17 protein-coding genes are annotated in these 21713 nt (G+C 68.9%); 3 read left to right on the forward strand and 14 right to left on the reverse strand.

The genetic code is table 11. The annotated features are described in order from the left end of the window. Positions 1 to 2 precede the first annotated feature (2 nt). The 10 genes from OF380_RS25075 to OF380_RS25120 form a co-directional block, all read right to left on the reverse strand. On the reverse strand, positions 3 to 935 hold the full coding sequence (locus OF380_RS25075; protein WP_264048339.1) for an ABC transporter ATP-binding protein: 933 nt from the start codon (positions 933 to 935) through the stop codon (positions 3 to 5). Beyond that, positions 932 to 1975 carry an ABC transporter ATP-binding protein gene (locus OF380_RS25080; protein WP_264048340.1) on the reverse strand — a complete coding sequence of 348 codons (1044 nt, stop codon included), beginning with the start codon at positions 1973 to 1975 and terminating at the stop codon, positions 932 to 934. The genes OF380_RS25075 and OF380_RS25080 overlap by 4 nt, the downstream gene beginning before the upstream one ends. A gap of 2 nt (positions 1976 to 1977) precedes the next feature. Beyond that, entirely contained in the window at positions 1978 to 2883 is a 906-nt protein-coding gene (locus OF380_RS25085) for an ABC transporter permease (protein WP_404810510.1), read from the reverse strand. Then, positions 2880 to 3824 (reverse strand): ABC transporter permease, encoded by a 945-nt coding sequence (locus tag OF380_RS25090; RefSeq protein WP_264048342.1) that lies wholly within the window; start codon positions 3822 to 3824, stop codon positions 2880 to 2882. Before OF380_RS25090 ends, OF380_RS25085 begins: the two co-directional genes overlap by 4 nt. A 14-nt stretch (positions 3825 to 3838) precedes the next feature. Beyond that, positions 3839 to 5329 (reverse strand): ABC transporter substrate-binding protein, encoded by a 1491-nt coding sequence (locus OF380_RS25095; RefSeq protein WP_264048343.1) that lies wholly within the window; start codon positions 5327 to 5329, stop codon positions 3839 to 3841. A 284-nt stretch (positions 5330 to 5613) separates the two neighbouring features. Beyond that, positions 5614 to 6615, reverse strand: a complete 1002-nt coding sequence (locus OF380_RS25100) for an ABC transporter ATP-binding protein (RefSeq protein WP_264048344.1) — start codon at positions 6613 to 6615, stop codon at positions 5614 to 5616. After that, positions 6612 to 7616 carry an ABC transporter ATP-binding protein gene (locus tag OF380_RS25105; RefSeq protein WP_264048345.1) on the reverse strand — a complete coding sequence of 335 codons (1005 nt, stop codon included), beginning with the start codon at positions 7614 to 7616 and terminating at the stop codon, positions 6612 to 6614. The genes OF380_RS25100 and OF380_RS25105 overlap by 4 nt, the downstream gene beginning before the upstream one ends. Then, positions 7613 to 8542: an ABC transporter permease gene (locus OF380_RS25110; protein WP_264048346.1), complete on the reverse strand. Its 930-nt coding sequence runs from the start codon at positions 8540 to 8542 to the stop codon at positions 7613 to 7615. Before OF380_RS25110 ends, OF380_RS25105 begins: the two co-directional genes overlap by 4 nt. Beyond that, positions 8539 to 9516 carry an ABC transporter permease gene (locus tag OF380_RS25115; protein WP_264048347.1) on the reverse strand — a complete coding sequence of 326 codons (978 nt, stop codon included), beginning with the start codon at positions 9514 to 9516 and terminating at the stop codon, positions 8539 to 8541. Before OF380_RS25115 ends, OF380_RS25110 begins: the two co-directional genes overlap by 4 nt. A gap of 43 nt (positions 9517 to 9559) precedes the next feature. Then, on the reverse strand, positions 9560 to 11218 hold the full coding sequence (locus OF380_RS25120; RefSeq protein ID WP_264048348.1) for an ABC transporter substrate-binding protein: 1659 nt from the start codon (positions 11216 to 11218) through the stop codon (positions 9560 to 9562). Between the two features lie 320 nt (positions 11219 to 11538). On the opposite strand from OF380_RS25120, the gene argE reads away from it, so the two are divergent. Next, positions 11539 to 12741, forward strand: coding sequence for an acetylornithine deacetylase (gene argE, locus OF380_RS25125; RefSeq protein WP_264048349.1), 1203 nt, complete (start codon positions 11539 to 11541; stop codon positions 12739 to 12741). 125 nt (positions 12742 to 12866) lie between these two features. On the opposite strand, the gene OF380_RS25130 is transcribed toward argE, so the two are convergent. The 4 genes from OF380_RS25130 to OF380_RS25145 all read right to left on the reverse strand — a co-directional run bounded on the left by OF380_RS25130 (position 12867) and on the right by OF380_RS25145 (position 17509). Then, positions 12867 to 14186 carry an MFS transporter gene (locus OF380_RS25130; RefSeq protein WP_264048350.1) on the reverse strand — a complete coding sequence of 440 codons (1320 nt, stop codon included), beginning with the start codon at positions 14184 to 14186 and terminating at the stop codon, positions 12867 to 12869. A gap of 160 nt (positions 14187 to 14346) precedes the next feature. After that, positions 14347 to 15267: a hydroxymethylglutaryl-CoA lyase gene (locus OF380_RS25135; protein WP_264048351.1), complete on the reverse strand. Its 921-nt coding sequence runs from the start codon at positions 15265 to 15267 to the stop codon at positions 14347 to 14349. Continuing rightward, positions 15264 to 16481, reverse strand: coding sequence for a CaiB/BaiF CoA transferase family protein (locus OF380_RS25140; RefSeq protein WP_264048352.1), 1218 nt, complete (start codon positions 16479 to 16481; stop codon positions 15264 to 15266). The genes OF380_RS25135 and OF380_RS25140 overlap by 4 nt, the downstream gene beginning before the upstream one ends. 113 nt (positions 16482 to 16594) lie before the next feature. Beyond that, positions 16595 to 17509 (reverse strand): LysR family transcriptional regulator, encoded by a 915-nt coding sequence (locus tag OF380_RS25145; protein WP_264048353.1) that lies wholly within the window; start codon positions 17507 to 17509, stop codon positions 16595 to 16597. A gap of 1340 nt (positions 17510 to 18849) precedes the next feature. Between OF380_RS25145 and OF380_RS25150 the strand changes: the two genes are divergently transcribed. Together OF380_RS25150 and OF380_RS25155 are read left to right on the forward strand one after the other, a co-directional pair. Continuing rightward, positions 18850 to 20427 (forward strand): HlyD family efflux transporter periplasmic adaptor subunit, encoded by a 1578-nt coding sequence (locus OF380_RS25150; RefSeq protein ID WP_264048354.1) that lies wholly within the window; start codon positions 18850 to 18852, stop codon positions 20425 to 20427. A 65-nt stretch (positions 20428 to 20492) separates the two neighbouring features. Next, complete coding sequence (locus tag OF380_RS25155) at positions 20493 to 21707, forward strand: hypothetical protein (protein WP_404810630.1); 1215 nt, start codon at positions 20493 to 20495, stop codon at positions 21705 to 21707. Positions 21708 to 21713 lie beyond the last annotated feature (6 nt).

Genomic DNA, 21713 nt, shown 5'->3' on the forward strand with positions numbered 1-21713 from the left:
CCTTACGCGGGGGTATCGCCGCCCGCGACCCAGTGGCCGGGGGCGACCTCGACGAGGGCGCCGCCCGCATCCGGGCTCATGGGCAGCATCCCGGCGGCGGCACGCAGGCGGGCGCGCTCCTCCGCCGGATTCGGCACGGGCACGGCGCTGAGGAGGCGCCGCGTATAGAGGTGGCGCGGGTCGTCGTAGAGGGCGTCCGCCTCGGCGAGTTCGACGATGCGGCCGCGCCAGAGCACGGCGACCCGCTGGCAGAGGTAGCGCACCATGCGCAGGTCGTGGGAGATGAACAGGTAGGAGATGCCGAGTTCATCCTGCAGATCCTGCAGCAGGTTCACCACCTGGGCCTGGATCGAGACGTCGAGTGCGGCGATGGGCTCGTCGGCCACGATGAAGCTCGGCTTCAACGCGATGGCGCGGGCGATGCAGATGCGCTGGCGCTGCCCGCCCGAGAACTGGTGCGGGTAACGCCGCGCGAAGCGCGGATCGAGGCCGACGCGGGCGAACAGGCCCTCGACCTCGTCGCGCCGCTCCGCCCGGCCGACCTTGGGGCGATGGAGCTTGAAGGGCTCGGCCACGTAGTCGCCCACGCTCATGCGCGGATTGAGGGCGCCGTAGGGGTCCTGGAACACGGTCTGGACGCGGGCGCGCATCCGGCGCATCTCGCGGGGCGGGAGCCGGGCGAGGTCCGCGCCCTCGAACGCGACGGTGCCGGAGGTCGGCGGGTTCAGCATGGTCACGGCCCGGCCGATGGTGGACTTGCCGGAACCGGACTCGCCGACCAGTCCGAGGGTCTCGCCGGGGCGGATGTCGAAGCTGACATCCTCGACGGCCCTGAAGACCGAACCCTGCCCGCCCCACCAGTGGCGCAGAGGGTAGTGCTTGCTCAGGTTGCGCACGGACAGGAGCGGATAGCCGGCGGAGGTCACGGGCTTCATCGCGCGGGCTCCTCGGCGGCGAGGATCGCCGGCAGGTCGTACCACGCGGCCACGAGGTGACCCGGCGTGGCGCCCGGCGCCTGGGCGAGCGGGGGCGGCTCCCGCCGGCAGCGCGGGGTGGCGTAGGCGTTGCGCGGGGCGAAGGGATCGCCCGGCGGCGGATCGCGCATGTCCGGCGGCGCACCATCGATCTGGTGCAGGCGCTTTCGCCCAGCCCGACCTCGGCTGAGATCGGGTAGGGAGCGCAGGAGCCCCAGGGTGTAGGCGCTGCGGGGATCGCGAAAGATGCTGTCCACCGGGCCGCGCTCGAGGATGCGGCCGGCATACATCACCTGCACCGTGTCGGCGATGCCGGCCACCACGCCGAGGTCGTGGGTGATCCAGAGGATCGCCATGCCGATCTCGCGTTTGAGCTCCTGCACCAGGGCGATGATCTCGGCCTGGACGGTGACGTCCAGCGCGGTCGTCGCCTCGTCGGCAATGAGCAGCTTGGGGCGGCAGGACAGGCCCACGGCGATCATCACCCGCTGGCGTTGGCCGCCGGAAAACTCATGCGGGTACTGGTCGAGGCGCGCGGCCGCGTTGGGGATGCGCACGAGGTCGAGGAGATCTTTCGCGCGCGCCCGCGCGGCGCGGCCGTCGAGGCCGAGATGGATGCGCAGGGGCTCGACGATCTGGGCGGCCACCGTCATGCCCGGATTGAGCGAACTCATCGGGTCCTGGAACACGAAGCCGATCTTCCCGCCCCGGACCTTCCGCAGTTCGCGCTCCGGAATGGCCAGGAGATCGCGCCCCTCGAACAGCACTTGGCCCCCGGTGATGCGGCCGGGCGGGCGCGGGATCAGCCCCAGCATCGCCAGCACGTGCACGCTCTTGCCCGAGCCCGATTCCCCGACGATGCCGAGGGTCTCGCCCTCGTGCAGGGTGTAGGAGACGCCGTTGACGGCGTGGAGGGCGCCGCCTTCCCCGTCGAAGGCGACGCCGAGGTCACGTACCTCGAGGAGAGGGGCGGGTCCGGGGCTCGCTCGGAGTTCCGCCATGATCAGCTCCTCTGGCGCGGGTCGAGGGCGTCGCGCAGGCCGTCGCCCAGGAGGTTGAAGGCCAGCACCGCGAGGAAGATCGAGGCCCCGGGCCAGATCGCCATCCAGGGTGCCTGTTCGAGGAAGTTCTTGGCGACGTTGAGCATCGAGCCCCAGGACGGGTCCGGCGGCTGCTGGCCGAGACCGAGGAAGGACAGGCTCGCCTCGGCGATGATCGCGGCCGCGATGGTCAGCGTCGCCTGCACCAGGATCGCGGGGACGATGTTGGGCACGATGTGGCGCAGCGCGATCCGCCAGGGCGGGTTGCCCACGGCGCGGGCCGCCTCGATGAATTCCTCGGCCGCCACCGCCTGCACCTGGGCGCGGGTGAGGCGCACGAAGGTCGAGGTCGCCGAAAGGCCGATGGCCACCATGGCGTTGGTGAGGCTGGGCCCGAGGAAGGCCGCGAGCGCGATGGCGAGGATGAGGAACGGGATCGCGAGCAGCGCGTCGGTGAGGCGCATGATCAGCATGTCGAGGAGGCCGCCGGCATAGCCCGCCACGAGGCCGAACGGCAGGCCGAGCGCCACCGCCAGGGCCACGGAGGTGAGGCCGGCGCCGAGGGACGCGCGTGCGCCGAAGATGATCCGCGAGAGGACGTCGTGCCCGACCTCGTCGGTGCCGAAGGGGTGCGCGAGGCTCGGGGGGCTCCGGATGGCGCCCCAGTCCGTGGCGATGGGATCGTAGGGGGCGATCCAATCGGCGAACACGGCCATGATCATGAGGGCGACCACGATGACGAGGCCGACCATGGCGGTGGGACGCGCGGCAAGGCGACCCCAGAACTCTCGGATCGGGCTGGGCTCGATCCGGATCTGGGCGGCGGCGGGAAGCCCGACAGCTGCTTCGGCGAGGCCAAGGTCGCTCATGCGCGGCGCAGCTTCGGGTTGACGAAGGCGGCCAGGAGATCGGCCCCGAGATTGAGGAGGACGTAGGTGGTGGCGGTGCAGATCACGACGCCCTGCACGGTGGCGTAGTCGCGGTTGAGCACCGCATCGACCATGAGCTTGCCGAAGCCCGGCACGGAGAAGACCTGCTCCGTCAGCACCGCGCCCGACAGGAGCTGTCCGAATTCGAGGGCGCCGAGGGTGATGATGGGAATGGCGGCGTTCGGCAGAGCGTGGCGCAGGATGAGGCGCAGCGGCGAGACGCCCTTGGCCCGGGCGGTACGGACGTAGTCCGAGCCCAGGACTCCCAGCATCGCCGCACGGGTATGGCGCATCATCACCGCGGCGATGGCGTTGCCGAGCACGAAGGCCGGCATCGCCATGGCGCGCAGGTTGTCGGACAGGCTCTCGAACGGCGAGACGTAGCCGGACGCCGGCAGCCAGCCGAGATGGACCGAGAACAGCAGGATCATCAGGATGCCGAGCCAGAAGTTCGGCACGGAGAGGCCCCACAGGGCGATCCCGTTGGCGAGGGTGTCGGCGATCTGGCCGCGCTTGACCGCCGAGAGGATGCCCATGGGGACCCCGATGACGAGGGCCACCAGCATGGCGAGGCAGGCGAGCTCCAGGGTGACGGGCAACTTCTCGACGACGAGGTCGAGGACCGGCTTCTGCAGGCGGATCGACTCGCCGAGATCGCCTTGGAGAACCCCGCCGGCCCAGAGCGCGTAGCGCACGGGCAGCGGCTGATCGAGGTGGTACTTCTGCCGGATGAAGGCGATCACCTCCGGGTCGCGCTCCTCGCCCGACAGGGCCGTGGCGGTGTCGCCGGGCAGGAGCTGCTGGAGCACGAAGATGATCATCGAGGCGATCACCAGGGTGGGGATCGCGAGTGCGAGGCGCTGGACGAGAAAGCGCAGCATCGGCCGGGCTTCCCTCAGTTCAGTTTCAGGCCGCCGAAGCGCACGAGGCCGTCGGGATAGGGCGTGAAGCCGGACAGCTTCGTGCCGTAGGCCCAGAACAGCTTCCGGTGAAACAGATAGATCAGCGGCCGGTCGGCCATCACCTTGTCAGCCAGGCGCTTCCAGGCCGTGGCGCGCTGCACGGGGTCCACTGCCGCCCGCTCGGAGGCCAGCGCGGCATCCGCCTCCGGATCGCAGTAGCGGGCGTAGTTCAGCGGTGTCTTGCAGGCGAGGAAGCTGAAGGTGTTGCCGTCCGGGTCCGGGCGGCCGCTCCACGAATACAGGTAGGCGTCGAAGTTGCCCTTGTCGGCGGCATCGAGCGCGGTGGTGAAGTCGGTGGCCTGGAGCTTTACGTCGAAGCCGGCTTCCCGCGTCATCGCCTGGATCACCTGGCCGACCTGGGGCGCCTCGTTGTTGGCGTAGACGGTCAGGGTGACGCTGGGCTTCGGGATCCCGGCCTCGGCCAGGAGCGCCTTGGCCTTGGCGACATCCCGCTTCGGGAGCGGATACTCCTTCACGTAGGCCGGGTGCTTCGGGGAGACCCACTGGTTGCCGGGCAGGAACTCGCCGCTGAACACCACCTGATTGAGGGCGTTGCGGTCGATGGCCAGATCGAAGGCCGCCCGCACGCGCGGATCGGCGAGGGCCGAACCGGCCCTGTTCGGATTGAGGACGATGGACTGGAAGCCGAGCTCGTAGGTGGAGCCGACCTTCAGCTTGGGGTCGCGGCTCACCTGCGGCAGGTCGGTGGGAGTGAGGCGCTCCAGCAGGTCGAGCTGGCCGGCGCGCAGGTTGGTCAGCCGCACGGTGCCATCGGGAATCGGGCGGAACTCGATGCGCGCGAGGTGGATCTGGTCCTTGTTCCAGTAATTGTCGAAGCGCTCGACCACGATGCGATCCTGAGGCACGCGCTCGACGAACTTGAACGGGCCGGCGCAGACGGGAGAGGTGGAGAACTTGTCGCCCAGCCGCTCGGCGGCCTTCGGCGAGACCATCATGCCGGCCCGGTCCGTGAACTGGGCCATGAGGGGCGCGAACGGGGTCTTGAGGATGATTCGGAACGTCAGGTCGTCAACGACCTCGACCCGGTCGATGGGCGCGATCTCGCCGCGTCGCTGGGAGCCGGGGAGCTTCAGGTGCCGCTCGATGCTGTACTTGGCCGCCGCCGCGTCGAGCGTCTCGCCGTCATGGAACAGCACGCCCGGCCGCAGGGTCATGGTGAGGGTTTTCTCGTCCTCCGAAAGGCTCCAACTTGTCGCGAGTTGCGGCACGGGCTTCAGGTCGGGGCCGATATCCACGAGCTTGTCGCACAGAGCGGCGAAGACCATTCGGCTGGTGAAGGTGCGGGCGAGGCTCGGATCGAGGGCGTCGGGGTCCTCCATCAATCCGAAGCGGAGGGTCTGGGCTTGGACGGGGGCGAGCGAAACGGCGCCCGCGACGAGGCAGGCAGCGAACAGACGCAGCATCAAGCTTCCTTGAGTGGACGTGGATCGGGCGGCCCCGCCGCTGGGCCGTCGGCCCGGCGGCGGAGCGATCGTCGCGTCTCGAATTGCATACATTATCCGTGCCAGCTGGGTCGGATGGCCGGCCATCTCCGCTCCGCCTCGGACCCGTCAGCCCCACCCCGGATCGCTTCGGCACGTCCCGCCGATCTGACATCCCGTTTCGAGAACTGCCCGATGGTCGCCGGCTGAGAAGAAACGTTCGGCGGGCGGACGGCACCGCCGAACGCGTCGCTCGAGCGCGGGGCTTATCCGAACTCAGATCGATCCCGGTGGCAGGCGACCCGGCGTTCATTGTCGAGGCTGCGTAGCTCCGGTCGCTCCGCCCGGCAGCGCGCGACAGCATGGGCGCAGCGCGGATGGAAGGCGCAGCCCGGCGGGGGAGCCAGGGGCGAGGGAGGCTCGCCGGCGAGGCCCTGGAACCGGCGCTTGCCGGGCACGAGCCGGGGCGTCTGCGCGAGCAGGCTGATCGTGTAGGGATGGGCCGGGGCGGCGAACAGGGCCTCCGCCGGCGCCTCCTCGACGATGCGGCCGAGATACATCACCAGCACCCGCGTCGCCACGTGCTCGATCACCCCGAGATCGTGACTGACGAACAGGTAGGTCAGCCGGAGGTCGCGACGCAGGTCGAGGAAGAGATTGAGCACCTGGGCCTGGATGGAGACGTCGAGGGCCGCAACGGACTCGTCGAGGACGAGCATCTTCGGCCGCACCGCCAGCGCCCGGGCGATGCCGATCCGGGCCCGCTGGCCTCCCGAGAACTGATGGGGGAAGCGGGCCATCGCGTCCGCCCCGAGGCTCACCCGCGCGAGGAGGTCGGCGACGTAGTCCCGCTTGGCCCTGGCACTCACGAGGCCATGGGCGACCGGCGCCTCGCCGACGATGTCGAGAACGCGCATGCGTGGATTGAGGGAGGCGGTGGCGTCCTGAAACACCATCTGTACGCTCAGCTGGGCGGCGCGGCGCTCGCCCGGCGTCATTCGGGCCAAGTCCACCCCCGCGCGCAGCACCCGTCCGTCGCTCGGCTCGTGGAGCCCGGCCACGAGGCGGGCGAGCGTGGACTTGCCGCAGCCGGATTCTCCGACGAGTCCGACGACCTCGCCGGCCTCCACCCGCATGTCGATATTCGAGACCGCCTGGACGCTGGCAGGCCGGCGACGCTCGCCGAGCAGGCCGGCGATGCGGGCGGAGAGGGAGGGTGTGGTGCCGAAGCGCTTCGACACGGATTCCAAGGTGACGAGGGAACTCACGCGACGACGGTCTCGCTGAGAGGATATCGGCAGAGGGCCTCCCGGCCCGACCGGCGGACCAGGGGCGGCGGCTCCGTGCAGTCGGGCCGGACGTTGAAGCAGCGGGGCGCGAAGGCGCAGCCCGGCGGGCGCTGGTCCAGCGGCGGGGCAAGGCCGGGGATCTGCGCCAGTCGGGCGCCGCGTTCGTTGCGGCTCGGGGCCGCGCCGATGAGTCCGGCGCTGTAGGGATGGAGCGGCGCCTCCACCACCGCGGCCACCGGCCCGGCCTCCACCACCCGGCCCGCGTACATCACGAGGAGCCGGTCGGCGAGACCGGCGACCACCGCGAGGTCGTGGGTGATCCAGATCAGCGCGGTGCCCATCTCGGCGCAGAGATCCTGTGCCTCCGCCAGGATCTGGGCCTGGATCGTCACGTCGAGCGCGGTGGTGGGTTCGTCCGCGATGAGGAGCGCGGGGCGATGCAGCAGCGCGATGGCGATGGCAATCCGCTGGCGCATGCCGCCGGAGAGTTGGTGCGGGTACGCGCCGAGGCGCTCGTCGGGCGCGGGGATGCCGACCCGCACCAGCGCCTCGCGGGCGCGGGCGCGGGCCGCCTTGGCCGAGACCCGCTCGTGGGCGGTGATCGCCTCGACGATCTGGGTTTCGACCCGGAGCACCGGGTTCAGGGTGGTCATCGGATCCTGGAAGATCATCGCCATGCGTGCCCCGCGCAGGCGCCGAAGCTCGGATTCGGGCAGGCCCATGAGGTCGCGGCCTTCGAAGACGATCCGCCCTCCGGCGACCCGGCCCGGCGGATCGATCAGGCCCATGAGGGCAAGCCCGGTCACGGACTTTCCCGAGCCGGATTCGCCGACGAGTCCGACCACCTCGCCGCGGGACACGGACAGATCCAGTCCCTGAACCGCGAGGTGCTCCCGGCCTCCGGCTCGGAAGGCGACCTGAAGGTTCTCGACGGCGAGGACGGGCGCGACGGTCGAGGGCGTCCGGTCCGCCGCGCTCACGCGGAGAGCCTGGGATTGAGCACGTCGCGCAGGCGGTCCCCCACGAGGTTGATCGCCACGATGACCGCCACGAGGGCGAGCCCCGGGAAGGTCGAAATCCAGTACTTGCCCGAGAGCATGTAATCGTAGCCGTTCTTAATGAGGAGCCCCAGGGAGGGTTCGGTCACCGGCACGCCGACGCCGAGGAAGGAGAGCGTGGCCTCGAGCGCGATGGCGTGCGCCACCTGCATGGTCGCCACCACGATGACCGGAGCCAGGCAATTCGGCAGGAGATGCCGGAAGATCAGGCTGGTGCGCGGGAGGGCCAGAGCCCGGGCCGCTTCCATGTATTCCCGGCGCCGTTCCACCAGGGCCTGGGCGCGGATCGCCCGGGCGTAATAGGCCCACTGCACCGCCACCAGGGCGATCACGACCTTGTCGATTCCCCGCCCGAAGGCGGCGAGCAGCACCAGGGCGATTAGGATCGCCGGAAACGAGAGCTGCAGGTCGACGAGGCGCATGAGCACGGCGTCCAGCCGCCCGCCCGCATTGGCCGCGAGCACGCCGATGCAGGAGCCGAGGGACGCGGCGATGAGTGTCGCCGACAGGCTGACGATGAGCGAGACGCGCAGTCCGTAGACGATGGCCGAGAGCATGTCGCGCCCCTGGGCGTCGGTTCCGAGCCAGTACGTCAGCCCGGCGAAGCTCTGGCTGCCGGGCGGCTGCGTGCCGTCCATCACGTCGAGGCTCGCGAGGTCGTAGGGGTTCTGCGGCGTGATCCAGGGCGCCAGGACCGCCATCAGCCCGACCGCCACCAGCACGAAGAGGCCGATGCCGGCCGCGGGGGAGCGGAAGAACGCGCGGGCGTGGGCACGCCAGACGGGGTCGGCCCGGTGCGGAACCGGCTCTCCTCCGAGAGCGGCGGCTGGCGTGACGGAGGCCGTCATGTGTTCGCCTCCGCGAGGCGCACCCGGGGGTCGAGGGCGGCGTAGATCAGGTCGATGACGAAGTTGATCAGCACGAAGAGGCAGACCGTCAGCATGAGGTAGGCGACGATCACCGGCCGGTCGAGGCGGTTGATCGAATCGATCAGTAGCTTGCCGATGCCGGGCCACGCGAACACCGTCTCGGTGACCACCGCGAAGGCGATCATCGAGCCGAATTCCAGACCGATCACCGTGACCACGGGCAGCAGGATGTTCTTGAGGACGTGCACGCCGACGATGCGAGCCGGTCGCAGGCCCTTGGCGCGGGCGAAGCGCACGTAATCCTGCAGCATCGCCTCGCGGGTTCCGGCCCGGGAGAGGCGGATCACGACCGCGAGCTTGAACAGGGCGAGGTTCATCGCCGGCAGGATCAGGTGGCGCAGTCCGTCGAGGGTGAGGAAGCCGAGGTCGAGCCCCAGCACCCGGACGGTCTCGCCGCGTCCACCGGCCGGCAGCCAGCCCAGCGTCACGGAGAAGATCAGGACCAGCATCAGGCCTTGCCAGAAGTTCGGCAGGGAGAAGGCGAGGATGGAGCCGCCCATGATCGCCTTGTCCGTGGGCTTCTCCGCGCGCAGGCCCGCCCAGAGCCCGAGGGGCAGGCCGATGGCCACCGCGATGAAGAGGGCGGTGAAGGCGAGTTCCAGGGTCGCGGGCAGCCGCTGCAGGATCACCGTGAAGGCCGGCTCGTTGTAGACGAACGAGCGGCCGAGATCTCCGTGCAGCGCGCGCCAGACGAAGGTGGCGAACTGCATCCACAGGGGCCGGTCGAGGCCGAGGCGCTGGCTGATCGCAGCCCGTTCGTCCGGCGTCGCGTCCGGCGCGGCCAGCACGTCGATCGGGTCGGCGATGGCGTAGACGCCGAGGAACACCAGGGTCGCCATGGCGGCGACGGTCAGCAACGCCTGCCCGAAGCGCTGGATGAGGTAGGTCAGCACGCGCGGGGCCGCTCCCGGTGGCCGCCCGTCACTTGGCCGCCCGTCACTTGGCCAACTCCACGTTCATCACCAGGGTGTACTGATCGATGCGCGGTGCGTAGCGCAGGCCCTTGGCGGTCGCCCAGGGCGTCACCTCGAAGTGCAGCGGGATCAGCGGGTAGTCCTTCATGGCCAATGCCGAGGCCTGCCGGAGCAAGCCCTCGCGCTTCGCCTCGTCGAAGGTCGCCATCGCCTCGACCGTCAGCCGGTCGACCTCCCGGTTGCAGTAGCGCCCGCGATTGGTGAAACCGAGCCCCTTGGCCGGGTCGAAGCACAGCAGCAGGGAATTGAGCGAGTTCGACATATCGCCCGAATCCGCCCCCCAGCCGGAGAGGTAGGCCGAGAACTCGAACTTGTTGCGCCGGGTGAAGAAGGTCGATGCCGTGGAGGCGTCGATGCCGGTCTTCACGCCGATGCGGGTCCACATCTGCGCGATGACCTGCGCCACCTTCTCGTCGTTGATGTAGCGGTCGTTGGGCGTGCCGAGGGTGATCTCGAACCCGTTCGGATAACCGGCCTGCGCAAGCAGGTCCTTGGCCGCCTTCGGATCGTAGGGAACGATCGGGAAGTCCTTGGTCGTGCCCGAGAGCGGATAGGGCAGCACTTCGCCCGCCGCCTGTGCCACACCGCCCATCACCCGCTCGACGATGGCCTTGCGGTCGATGGCCTTGGAGAGGGCCTCCCGCACGCGCACGTCGCGCAAGGGGTTCCTGTCGCTGCCCTTGATCGTCGGGGTCTTCCAGTCCGGCCCGTCGAACTGGTCGAGATGGACGTAGATGATGCGGTTCGACAGCCCCTTGGTGACGGTGAACCCGGCGGCCTCGATCCGTGGCAGATCCTGGATCGCCGGGCTCTCGATGAGGTCGACGTCGCCGGCGAGCAGGGCCGCGACCCGGGGGCCGGTCGAGGGGATCGGCTTCATCGTCACCTTGTCGAACGCGGCCTTGGCGCCCCAGTACGACGGGTTCGGCGCGAGCACGATCTGCGTGCCGCGCACGTATTCCCGCAGAAGGTAGGGGCCGGTGCCGACCGAGACCTTCGGGTCCGCGAAGTCGGTGGATCGCGGCGGCGTCCCCATGCCGGTGCAGTTGCCCTTGGCGAAGGTCACCGCGCCGGAGGCCCCCGAGGCCTTGGCACTCAGGATTCCGAGCGCCGTGAGATTCGTCGGCAGGAGCGGCAGCGGGCCGTCGGTGGTCACCACCACTGTGAGCGGATCGGGCGCTTCGACGCGCGTGAAGGGTTTCACGAAGGTGGCGAAGGACGAGGGCGAGTTCTCGACCAACGGGACACGGCAGAACGTGTAGATCACGTCCTGCGCCGTGAAGGGCGTGCCGTCGGAGAACGTCACGCCCGGCCGCAGCTTGAACTCCCAGGTGGTGCTGTCGCGCGGCGTCCACGAGAGCGCAAGCGATGGCTTGAGCGTCATCTGCGCGTCCGTATCGACGAGCGACTCGAAGATGTGACGGCGCAGGGCGTTGTTGGGCCCGAGGTTATGGAAGTGCGGGTCCATCGAGGTCGGCTCCGCGCTCAGGCCGACCCGCAGGTCCCGTGCCTGGGCCGCACCGGCCGCAAGGGCGACGACACCCGAGATGGCAAGGCCGGCCACGCCACGAACCCAGCGCAGGGCGGGTGTCCGCCGGGCAGTCTCGGGCGTCTGCGTCATCGATGATGTCCGTGGATGGGTTGAACGACGTTGGGTTTGGGCCGAGCTGGGCCCATCGGCAGCAAGGTCTGCCGATCCGGACCGGAAGCGTCAATCATGCCAAACCGCAACGCCACGGGCCGGATGTCTTCCCGGATGGACCGTGGCCGATGCATGGCCGGGCGATTGCTTCCGTCCCGGGCGCTCAAGCGCATGCTATGTTTTCGGGCAGGGCTCCCGAGATCCGCCGGGCGTCAGGGCGGCGGGCCCTCCGGGCGGGGCGCAGCCACCCGCCCGGAACCCTCCGATCGCCCCGCACCACCCGGCAGACGAAGAAGGCCATGACGCAACAGACCTGGACGAATTCCTATGGCACGCCACGAGCGGAGTCGCCCGATCCGGTGGCGATCCTCGCCAGCCTCGTCGCCTTCGACACGGTGAGTGCCCGCTCGAACCTGCCCTTGATCGACTGGGTGGACGCCTTCGCCCGCCGGCATGGCGCTGCGGTGGAGCGGGTGACGGACCCCACCGGCAGGAAGGCGGCCCTCTGGATCAGCATGGGGCCTGCGGCCAAACCCGGCTACGTGCTCTCGGGCCACAGCGACGTGGTTCCGGCGGAGGGCCAGCCCTGGTCGTCCGACCCCTTCGTCCTGCGCGAGGAGGCCGGGCGCCTCTACGGCCGCGGGACCTCCGACATGAAGGGCTTCCTCGCCGTCTGTCTCGCCGCGCTGCCCGCGATGGCGGCGGCCGAACTCTCGACGCCGATCCATCTGGCGATTTCCTACGACGAGGAGATCGGCTGTCTCGGCGTCCGGCCGCTCATCGCCCGGATGCTGGAGCGGGGCCTGCGCCCGCGCGGCTGCTTCGTCGGCGAGCCGACCGGGATGGAGGTTGTCGTCGGCCACAAGGGCAAGTCCGCTGCGCGCATCACCTTCCGGGGCCTCGCCTGCCACTCGGCGTTGGCACCGCAGGGCGTCAATGCGGTGGAATACGCCGCCCGCTTCATCGAGCATGTCCGGCTCTCGGCCGAGGCGATCGTCCGTGACGGGCGGCGAGACGCGCTCTACGACGTGCCCCATACCACCGGTCTGTCGAGCGTCGTGCGTGGTGGCTCGGCGCTCAATATCGTGCCGGACACCTGCTCCGTGGAGTTCGAGTACCGCGCGATCGGTGGGGACGATGCGGGGGCCCTCGCGGCGGCGGCGATCGCCTATGCCACGGACGTATTGGCGCCGATGATGCAGGCGGTCGACCCTGCCTGCGGCGTGATCGTGGAGCCGCTGATCGACTATCCGGGCCTCGATACCGATCCGGATACCGAGATCGTCACCCTGGCCAAGGCGCTCGCCGGCCGCAACGGCCACGCGAAGGTCTCCTACGGTACGGAGGCCGGCCTGTTCGAGGCGCTGGGCAAGACGCCGAGCGTGGTCATCGGCCCGGGCTCCATCGCACGCGCGCACAAGGCAGACGAGTATGTCACCCGCGACGAACTCGAAACCTGCGCAGCCTTCATTCGCAGGCTCATCGCCCACAGCAGAGCGTGAACGGGAGCGGGTCCGTCTTTCGAAGGCGATATCCGAGAGGCTGAAACGCGGGCACCGGAGTGGAGCTCCGGGCCCTTCCGGTCGAGGGGCCGTCACGGGCGCCAGGCGCCGCGACGGCCGTCGGATCAGACCTTGCGGTCGCTGCGGCGCAGGCTTTCCGGCATCGCGAAGAGCAGGAGTCCGGCCGCGATGAGGCAGATCACGCCGATGCCGTAGAGGGCCGGCGTCGTGGAGCCGGTCAGGTCCTTGATCCAGCCGACCGCCACCGGGCTGACGATGCCGCCGAACTGGCCCAGCGTATTGATCAGCGCGATGCCGCCGGCCGCGCCTGCGCCGGTGACGAGCTTGGCCGGCAGGGTCCAGAAGGTCGGGATCGAGGCGACGATGCCCGAGCCCAGGAGTGCCAGCGCGATCATCAGGGGCACGATCTGGCGGTCGAACAGGCCGGCGGCGAAGAAGCCGAGCGCGGCCGCGACCGCGAGACCCGCCACGAATTTGGGGCGCTCGCCCGAGGCGTCGGAGAGGCGCCCGATCACCACCATGCTGATGGCGCCGCAGATATAGGGGATTGCGGTGAGGAAGCCGACGGAGGCCGCCTGGCCGCCGCTCGCGGTCTTGATCAGGTCCGGTCCCCAGAAGTTGAGGCCGTAGGAGCCGACCTGGAGCAGGAAGTAGATCAGCCCGATGAGCAGGAAGCCCGGCTGCTTGATCGCGCCCCAGAGGGAATGATCGCCGATATCGCGATTGTGGTGGGCGATCTGCCGGGACAGCACGTCCTTCTCGGCCTGGGTGAGCCATTTGGCATCCGCGACCCGGTCGTCGAGGCGCAGGAACACCAGGGCCCCGAGCACGAGGCAGGGCAGGCCGCCGGCCAGGAACAGCCACTGCCAGCCGGCGAGACCCGCGACACCGTTGAGGCCACCCAGGATCAGGCCCGCCACGGGTGCCCCGAAGATGCCCGAGAAGGCCGAGGCCACGAACATGAACGAGGTCACCCGGCCCCGGAACGAGGCCGGAAACCAGAGCGTCAGATAGTACAGGATGCCCGGCGCGAAGCCGGCTTCCATGGCGCCGATGATGAAGCGCAGGACGTAGAAGTGCCACTCGGTGCTGATGAAGACCATCAGGGCCGTGGCGATGCCCCAGGAGACCATGATGCGGGCGATCCAACGGCGGGCGCCGACGCGATAGAGGAGCAGGTTCGAGGGCACCTCGAAGATGACGTAGCCGACGACGAACATGCTGGCGCCGAGCCCGTAGGCGACGTTGCTGAAGCCGAGGTCGCTCTGTAGCTGGAACTTGGCGAAGCTGATGTTGATCCGATCGAAGAACGCGAACATGTAGCAGACCATGATCAGCGGCATCAGCCGCCACGCGGTCTTGCGGACCACGCCGGCCTCGGTCACGGCGTCCTCGCCCGCAAGCGGGCTCGTGGTGGCGGTCATCGTTTCCTCCTGGGATGGGACGGCCCGTGGCGGCCTGCCCCGCACAGCGCGGGATGGTCGCGGTCCACGGGAAGGGCGGAGCCCCTTCTTGCGGGGGCTTCCGTCCGGGTCTGGGATCGGGGGAGCGCCCCGGGATGAGAGCGTCCGTTCGGCGGCCGGATCAGGCCGCCTGCGGCACCGGATGCAGGTCGCAGGGACGTCCGGCCTTGGCGACCTGTCCGGGCACGTCGTGGCCGACGAGGCGCGGCAGGTCGCGGGACAGGCCGATCAGGGCGTCGAGGTCGAGCCCCGTCGCGATACCCATTTCGTGCGCCATGCTGACGAGGTCCTCGGTGCAGATGTTGCCCGTGGCGCCGGGTGCGAACGGGCAGCCGCCCAGCCCGCCGAGGGCCGCGTCGAACCGGCGCGCGCCCACACGGTAAGCGGCGAGCACGTTTGCGAGACCCAGCCCGCGGGTGTTGTGGAAGTGCAGGGTCAGCTGCTCGGCCGGTACGATAGAGAGGGCGCGGCCGACGAGGTCCTCGACCTGACGCGGGTTGGCCATTCCGGTGGTGTCGGCCAGCGTCACGCCCCGGATATCCAGGGCACGGTAGCGCTCGACCTGGCGCATCACCTTGTCGGCGCTCTGGTCGCCCTCGAACGGACAGCCGAAGGCGGTGGCCACCGTGGCGTTGGTGGAGATCGCCGCTCCCCGCACCGTCTCCATGATCCGGGCGAACCCCTCGATCGAGGCGTCCGGCGTCATGCCCATGTTGGCGCGGTTGTGGGTCTCGCTCACGGAGGCGACGAGGTTGACCTCGTCGACCTTCGCCGCCAGCGCGCGCTCGGCGCCCCTGGGGTTGGGCACCAGCGCGACGTAGACCGTGCCCGGCCGCCGCGCGATCCCGGCGAAGACCTCGGCGGCATCGCGAAGGGCGGGCACGGCCTTTGGCGACACGAAGGACGAGACCTCGATGCGCGAGAACCCCGCCGCCGAGAGCGCGTCGATCAGGGCGATCTTGTCGGCCGTCTCGACGTAGCGAGGCTCGATCTGAAATCCGTCGCGGGTCGCGACTTCCTGGATCACCATGGTCTCGCTCATCCGATGGCTCCCTCGCGGCGCAGGCGTTCGATGGTCTCGGCATCCCGGCCCAGATCCGCGAGGACCGCGTCGGTATGGGCGCCCAGCGCCGGCCCCTGCCAGCGCACGGCGCCAGGGGTGCCGGTGAGCTTCGGGACGATACCGGGCATCTTCACCCGCGTGCCGCCGGGAAGCTCGGCGTCCAGGATCATGTCGCGGGCGGCATAGTGCGGATCGGCCACGATGTCGGCCACCGAGAAGATCCGGCCCGCCGGCACGTCCGCCGCGGCGAGCGCCTCCAGCGCCTCCTCGACGCTGCGCGCTCCGGTCCAGTCGCCGATCACGCCGTCGAGCATCGCGGCCACCGCCGAGCGGCCGTCATTCCCGCGCAGAGCGGGATCCTCGGCAAGGTCCGGCCGGCCGATGACGGTCATCAGGCGGCGGAAGATCGGATCCGAGTTCCCCGCGATGACGACGAAGCCGCCGTCCTTCGACGGGTACGTGTTCGAAGGGGTGATGCCCGGAAGGGCGCCGCCGCTGCGCGTGCGGACCTCGCCGAGCAGGTCGTATTCCGGCACGAGGCTCTCCATGACGTTGAACACGCTCTCCACGAGCGAAACGTCCACCACCTGCCCCGCCCCGCCGCCGGTCCGCACGTGCAGGAGGGCCATCAGGGCCCCGATCACCCCGTGGAGCGAGGCCAGGGTATCACCGATACTCACGCCGACGCGGGCGGGCGGGCTGTCCGGACTGCCGGTGGTGAAGCGGATGCCGCCCATGGACTCGCCGATGGCGCCGAAGCCGGGTCGGTCGCGGTAGGGACCCGTCTGGCCGTAGCCGGAGATGCGCACCATGATGAGCTTGGGGTTGAGGGCTGAGAGCACATCCCAGCCGAGGCCCAGCTTCTCGAGGCCGCCGGGCCGGAAGTTCTCGACCACCACGTCGGTACTTGCCGCGAGATCCTTGACGAGTGCGAGGCCGTCCGGGGACTTCAGGTTGACCGCGATCGACTTCTTGTTGCGCGATTGCAGGTACCACCAGAGCGAGGTGCCCTCGTGCATCTTACGCCATGTGCGCAAGGGGTCGCCGTCTTTCGGCGATTCGACCTTGATCACCTCGGCGCCGAACTCGGCCAGGATCTTGGTCGCGAACGGCGCGGCGATGAGTTGCCCGAGTTCGAGCACCCGGATTCCAGCGAGGGGGCCGGCGGCCGGAGCGGCGGCAGGGCTTTGCATCGGCGTTTCCTCTCTTGTTATGGGAGAGGAGATATTCTGCCGGATGCTCGAAGTCGAAACGCAATGCGCCATGGAGCGTTCTCCAGACGAGAACGCGAACCGGAACCATTCCGCTACGACGCCGCGTGAAGATGGTCCAGAAGGAGGGACGCGGCCGGGGACAGGGGCCCGGGCCGAACGACGAGGTTCAGCGTTCGCCGGGCCCAGGGATCCGTCAGCGGCACGGCCACGAGGTTCGTTTGCGGACCGAGCAGCGCGTGGACGTCCTGGGGGACGACGCCGAGACCCATGCCGACCTGCGCCATCCGGCAGATGGCATCGAAACTCGGCACGTGCATGCGCAGGCGCAGGGGGCGCCCGATCCGCCGGGCCTCGTCGCGGAGGGCCGCGTAGATCGAACTCTCCCGGTGCAGACCGACATGGTCGTGATCGAGGGTTTCCGCGAGGGCGATCGCCTCCCGTCCGGCCAGCGGATGACCGGCGGGCACGACCAGGACGAGCCGGTCGCCGCGATAGGGACGGGCCAGCAGCGAGCGGCTGTCCGTGCTGCCGGCGCAGATGCCGAGGTCGGCCACGCCCTCCTCGACACCGGCCACCACCCCGCCGCTCGGCCGCTCCTCCAGATCGATCCGGATGTTGACCTGGACGGCCAGGAAGGCCTGGAGATCCTCGGGCAGGAACTGCACGATCGCCGAGAGGTTGGCGAGCACGCGCACGAAACCGCGTACGCCCCGGGCGTGCTCCGCGAGTTCAAGGGTGATCTGCTCGGCGCTCGCCAGCATCCGGCGGGTGTGATGCAGCAGGGTCTCGCCGGCGGGCGTCGGGCGCATCCCCTTGGGGTCCCGGGTAAGCAATTCGCAGCCCAGGGCCCGCTCGAGTTCAGCCAGACGCTTGCTGACGGCGGAGGGCGCGATGGCTTCCCGTCGTGCGGCGCCGTTCAATGTCCCCTCCTCGCAGATTGCTGCGAACAGGCGCAGCGATTTGAGGTCGAGACGGTTGAGGATAGCGCTGGTGGCACACTCCGACATGTCAGATCCGCCCGCTTACCTGTTCCGCCGCCGAGGGATGCTGTTCAGTTAGGCGCGATACGGTGATGGTCTTGCGACAGATATCGGTGATCCACCGGATACTCATATTCGATCCCTGAAGAAGTCTGGCGATACGCGATCACGGCGCGCTGCGATACGATCTTACGACTTCCCCGGCCTCGGGACGGTCGGATATTCCAAGGCGCGGAAGACCGAACAGTTTGGTTGCCTGAGGATGGCCGGGTGAGCGGACGACACTGAGGCGGCCAGTCTCGGTTGCTCGCCGGTGCCCGTGCCGATGCTTCCTCCGTGTCAGAATAAGATTCTTCGCATAACCGAGAAGCCTACCGGCGGGAGGGAAGATTTTCAGGCAGCACGCCAGCATGGCTTCCAAAGAACGACCGCTTGCGAAGACGCTGAAGAGGTGCTGCGATGGCGATCCTGTGATCGATATCGACCCGTTCTGTCCAGGATGACCTCCCGTTGATGCCGGCCGGCGTCCCATTGAAGGACATCAATATATCTCTGAGAGGATGGGACCTGGCATCTGACGCGGGCACATCGCTGCGAGCCATAACTGTGAGAGTGGCTCTTTCGCCGAAATGCGACGCAGGTGCCGCAGGATGTGAGCTTGCGGATCGCAATTCGGGTAGCAAGTCTAGGATGAAGTGTACTGCGCTGTTCGCGTATCGCGTCAGTCCGGTGGGACAGCGCTGATAGGCGGGGCTGCTACTTAGATCGACTATGTTCAGGATGCTGCGCGGCGCGTTTTATCGTTTGTAAGCTTGCCGGCTCTGCCGCAAATTTGCCACGAAAAGACCTCGAAAATTTAAAGGGAACGGTTTTTGCTGCGCTGCCGTTCATTGCTTCGGTGCTTGCGTAATCAATTCGCAACGCACACGAACGTGAAGAGCAAGGTTCGCCGCAGGGCAATATAAATCATCGAATTCTAGCGAATTCTCAGTCGTCGCTCAGGCCGTGCTGAGATTGTTAGAAGAATATCGCCATTGCGTGAGATTGTCCGCCAGAGATCTGGCAGCGGTCTCAAGGCTGTGTTGCGCCTGTATGAATACTTGTCGATTTAAGTTATGAAGTGCAGGTACCGGTATATTTGTCGCAGGTTGCCAATTCGTTAACGCGCATCTAGCGTAAAACCCGCCAAGGACGTGCTGACGCCAAGCAACGTTCTGACACAGATACTCTCGAGACGATCTCCGTTAGCGCGCATCGCAGCGATGCCCGTCTGATCGATCTTGCCAAAATTTCGCCCTGGCATCTCCCCCCGGTCGGCTGATCTGTCAGCGCTGGCCAAGGATGCTTCGTGTCTCAAGGAGAATCCCATGCAGCGATCTCTGTCGGTCTCCGCTCCGCCATCCGGCCAGAAGGCAGGCCACACCCGGGTTGTCCGTCTCTCGGCCTACTCGGTCGCCACTGTCCTGGCCCTGCTCATGACGACGGCGACGCTGCCCCCTCTTCTTGCGGATCAGTCGGATCGCGCGGTCATCAATGCGCCGATCAGCCTCCTCACGGCGCCGATCACGGGAGAGCTGACCGAGGTGTCCGCCAGCATCGGGCAGCGCCTCGGGTCCGGCGATACGGTGGCGCGCATTCACAACGGCCGCATCGACCGTACGACCCTGATTACCTTGGACGGCAAGGTCGACGAACTGCGCGGCTCCCTGCTGGCAGCACGCCAGAAGAAAGAATCCGATCTTGCCTATGTCGCGGCCCTCGATGCCGAGATCCGTCGCCAAGTGGAACAGACCGTCGCCAAGCTCGAGGGTGAGGTGGCGGAAGCCCGGGCTCGGGTCGCCTCCGCGGATGCCGAGGGACAATCCACCAAGGCCGTGGTCGATCGCCAGCAGGCCATGGTGGATCGCAACACCGCCAGCCTCGACCTCCTGCGCCCCACCCAGCACAAGCTTGAGGCCGCGCGCTTCGACAAGGATGCCGAGACGGCCAAGCTGAACCAGAAGCTCGCCGAACTCGGCGCGGTGAAGAAGAACGTCTTCGTCGGCAATCAATCCAACAGCCTGGCGGTCCTCACCCAGAAGCGACGGGACCTCGCCTTCGACGCCCAGCGGCTCGGGATCGAAGAAGTGCAGCTTGCCGCCAGTCTCAAGGCACAGGAGACGCTGCTCGTCGCCGAACGCAAGCGTCTGGACAGCCTCGCGGATGCCGAAATGCGGGCGATGAACGGCGGCGTGGTTCTCAGCCTCGGCGTCGCGGAAGGGCGACACGTCAACCCCGGCGACTCGGTCGCCACGCTGGTGGATTGCGACCAGGCCTTCGCAGTCGGTATCTTCTCCTACCGACAGGCGCAGGAACTGGCCGTCGGAACGCCGGTGCGGATTTCCGCCACGGGCAGCACCATTCCCCAGCGCGGCTGGGTCAGCGAAATCCTGCCCAAGACCAGCGACAAGACCGACCAGCAATATGCGGTGCCCTTCCCGCAGACCGAACGGCGCGAGATGTATGTGCTCGTCAGCCTGGACCCCAACGCGCTGCCGGACGCTGCCGAGACCGCCTCGCCCGGGCAGGCTGCGCGCCGCACCACGCCCTGCTCGGTCGGCCAATGGGTCACGATCACGCGGGAGAACGGCTGGGTTCCCTCGGCCTCCGTCGCCTGGAAGGCGATGGCCTCCGGCTTCAACGGACCGGAGGCGAAAGCCGCCTGGAGCGTTCTGGCCTCGACCGCCACCACCACGGCTGCGAAAGCCTCCGATCTCGTCAGCCGGGGCGTGCGCTCGCCGGAGATGAAGCAGGCTTGGTCCTCGGTCACGAGCGGCGTCACACAGGCCGCCGATGCCGTGTCATCCGGGGTCCGGGATCTGGTCTCCCGGGTCTCCGGCCAGAAGGAAGCCGATCGAGCGAACCGGGCCGAGCGGCGTCAGCACGCTGCCGGGAACACGCATTGATCCGGAGTGCCGCACGGTTGGCGTGCGTGTCCTGGGCCGCCGCGGCTCTGTCGGCGACCCCGGTGATCGCGGAGGCGGGCGCGTCTGCGTCAGCCCCTCGAGCCGCGCAGGGGACGTCGCCCCTCGCGCAGACCCTGTGTCGGTCCCTCTCCGCGTCGATGGATGGGACGGGAACCGGGCCCGTCTTCGTGGCGAGCTACCGTCCGGGGCCGGGTGAAACGGCGTTGCCGCCGCCCCTGCGCACCTCGGCCTTTACCTACGACAACGCCCTGGCGGCGATCGCCCTCACCGCCTGCGGGGAGGTGGAGAGCGCCCGGCGCATCGGCGACGCGTTGCTCGCTGCGCTGGTGCGGGATCGGACCTTCTCGGACGGTCGGGTCCGGAACGCCTATCGCGCCGGCCCGGTGGGCGACGGTCCGCTCGCCCTGCCGGGCTGGTGGGACGCCGAAGCGAAGCACTGGGCCGAGGACGCCTACCAGGATGGCACGGCCACGGGGAACGTCGCCTGGGCGGCCCTCGCCCTCCTGACCCTCGACGCCTCGGCGCCGGAGGCCGGCTACCGGGCCGGCGCCCGCCGGATGCTCGGCTGGATCGCCGATCAGACCGCCGATGCCCGCGAACCCGAGGGCTATTCCGGCGGGGTCGACGGCTTCGACCCGAGCCAGGTGCGGCTGGCGTGGAAATCCACCGAGCACAACCTCGATGTGCACGCGCTCGCGGCCTGGCTCCATCGCCTCGACGGCCGCCCCGACGCGGCGCGGATCGCCGCGACGGCACGCGGCTTCCTCGATGCCGTTTATGCGCAGGAACCGGGCGTGTTTCGCCTCGGCACGACGCCCGAGGGCAAGCTCCAACCAACGACCCATGTGGCCCTGGATACGCAACTCTGGCCCCTGATCGGGGTGAGCGATGCGCCCGGATCCTGGCAGCGGGCGCTCGACTTCGCCGAACGTCACCTCGCGACCCGCGGCGGCTTCGACTTCAATGAGGATCGGGACGGTCTCTGGGTCGAGGGGACGGCGCAGGCCGCGCTCACCCTCCGGGCCCTCGGCCGGAGCGCGCGGGCCGAGGACCTTGTCGCGGTCCTGGCGGGGCAGGTCTCGCCCTCCGGCTTCCTGTTCGCCACCGATGTCGATCGTCTCACCACCGGCATTGCGATCGGGCCGGCGAGCCAGGAACCGGACTTCTACTACTTCCGCCGGCCGCATCTCGGCGCCACCGCCTGGGGCGTCCTCGCGGCCAAGGGCTGGAATCCCTTCACCGGACGGAGCGTGGAGTAACCCCGA

Origin of the sequence: Methylobacterium sp. FF17 (assembly GCF_025813715.1) — a bacterium.
Classification (GTDB): domain Bacteria; phylum Pseudomonadota; class Alphaproteobacteria; order Rhizobiales; family Beijerinckiaceae; genus Methylobacterium; species Methylobacterium flocculans.

Excerpts from the sequence above, each read along its gene's own strand:
- argE (WP_264048349.1), top strand. The coding sequence starts at position 11,539 with ATGACGCAACAGACCTGGACGAATTCCTATGGCACGCCACGAGCGGAG.
- OF380_RS25120 (WP_264048348.1), bottom strand. The coding sequence starts at position 11,218 with ATGACGCAGACGCCCGAGACTGCCCGGCGGACACCCGCCCTGCGCTGG.
- OF380_RS25090 (WP_264048342.1), bottom strand. The coding sequence starts at position 3,824 with ATGCTGCGCTTTCTCGTCCAGCGCCTCGCACTCGCGATCCCCACCCTG.
- OF380_RS25085 (WP_404810510.1), bottom strand. The coding sequence starts at position 2,883 with ATGAGCGACCTTGGCCTCGCCGAAGCAGCTGTCGGGCTTCCCGCCGCC.
- OF380_RS25140 (WP_264048352.1), bottom strand. The coding sequence starts at position 16,481 with ATGCAAAGCCCTGCCGCCGCTCCGGCCGCCGGCCCCCTCGCTGGAATC.
- OF380_RS25145 (WP_264048353.1), bottom strand. The coding sequence starts at position 17,509 with ATGTCGGAGTGTGCCACCAGCGCTATCCTCAACCGTCTCGACCTCAAA.
- OF380_RS25080 (WP_264048340.1), bottom strand. The coding sequence starts at position 1,975 with ATGGCGGAACTCCGAGCGAGCCCCGGACCCGCCCCTCTCCTCGAGGTA.
- OF380_RS25150 (WP_264048354.1), top strand. The coding sequence starts at position 18,850 with ATGCAGCGATCTCTGTCGGTCTCCGCTCCGCCATCCGGCCAGAAGGCA.
- OF380_RS25075 (WP_264048339.1), bottom strand. The coding sequence starts at position 935 with ATGAAGCCCGTGACCTCCGCCGGCTATCCGCTCCTGTCCGTGCGCAAC.
- OF380_RS25095 (WP_264048343.1), bottom strand. The coding sequence starts at position 5,329 with ATGCTGCGTCTGTTCGCTGCCTGCCTCGTCGCGGGCGCCGTTTCGCTC.
- OF380_RS25110 (WP_264048346.1), bottom strand. The coding sequence starts at position 8,542 with ATGACGGCCTCCGTCACGCCAGCCGCCGCTCTCGGAGGAGAGCCGGTT.
- OF380_RS25130 (WP_264048350.1), bottom strand. The coding sequence starts at position 14,186 with ATGACCGCCACCACGAGCCCGCTTGCGGGCGAGGACGCCGTGACCGAG.
- OF380_RS25135 (WP_264048351.1), bottom strand. The coding sequence starts at position 15,267 with ATGAGCGAGACCATGGTGATCCAGGAAGTCGCGACCCGCGACGGATTT.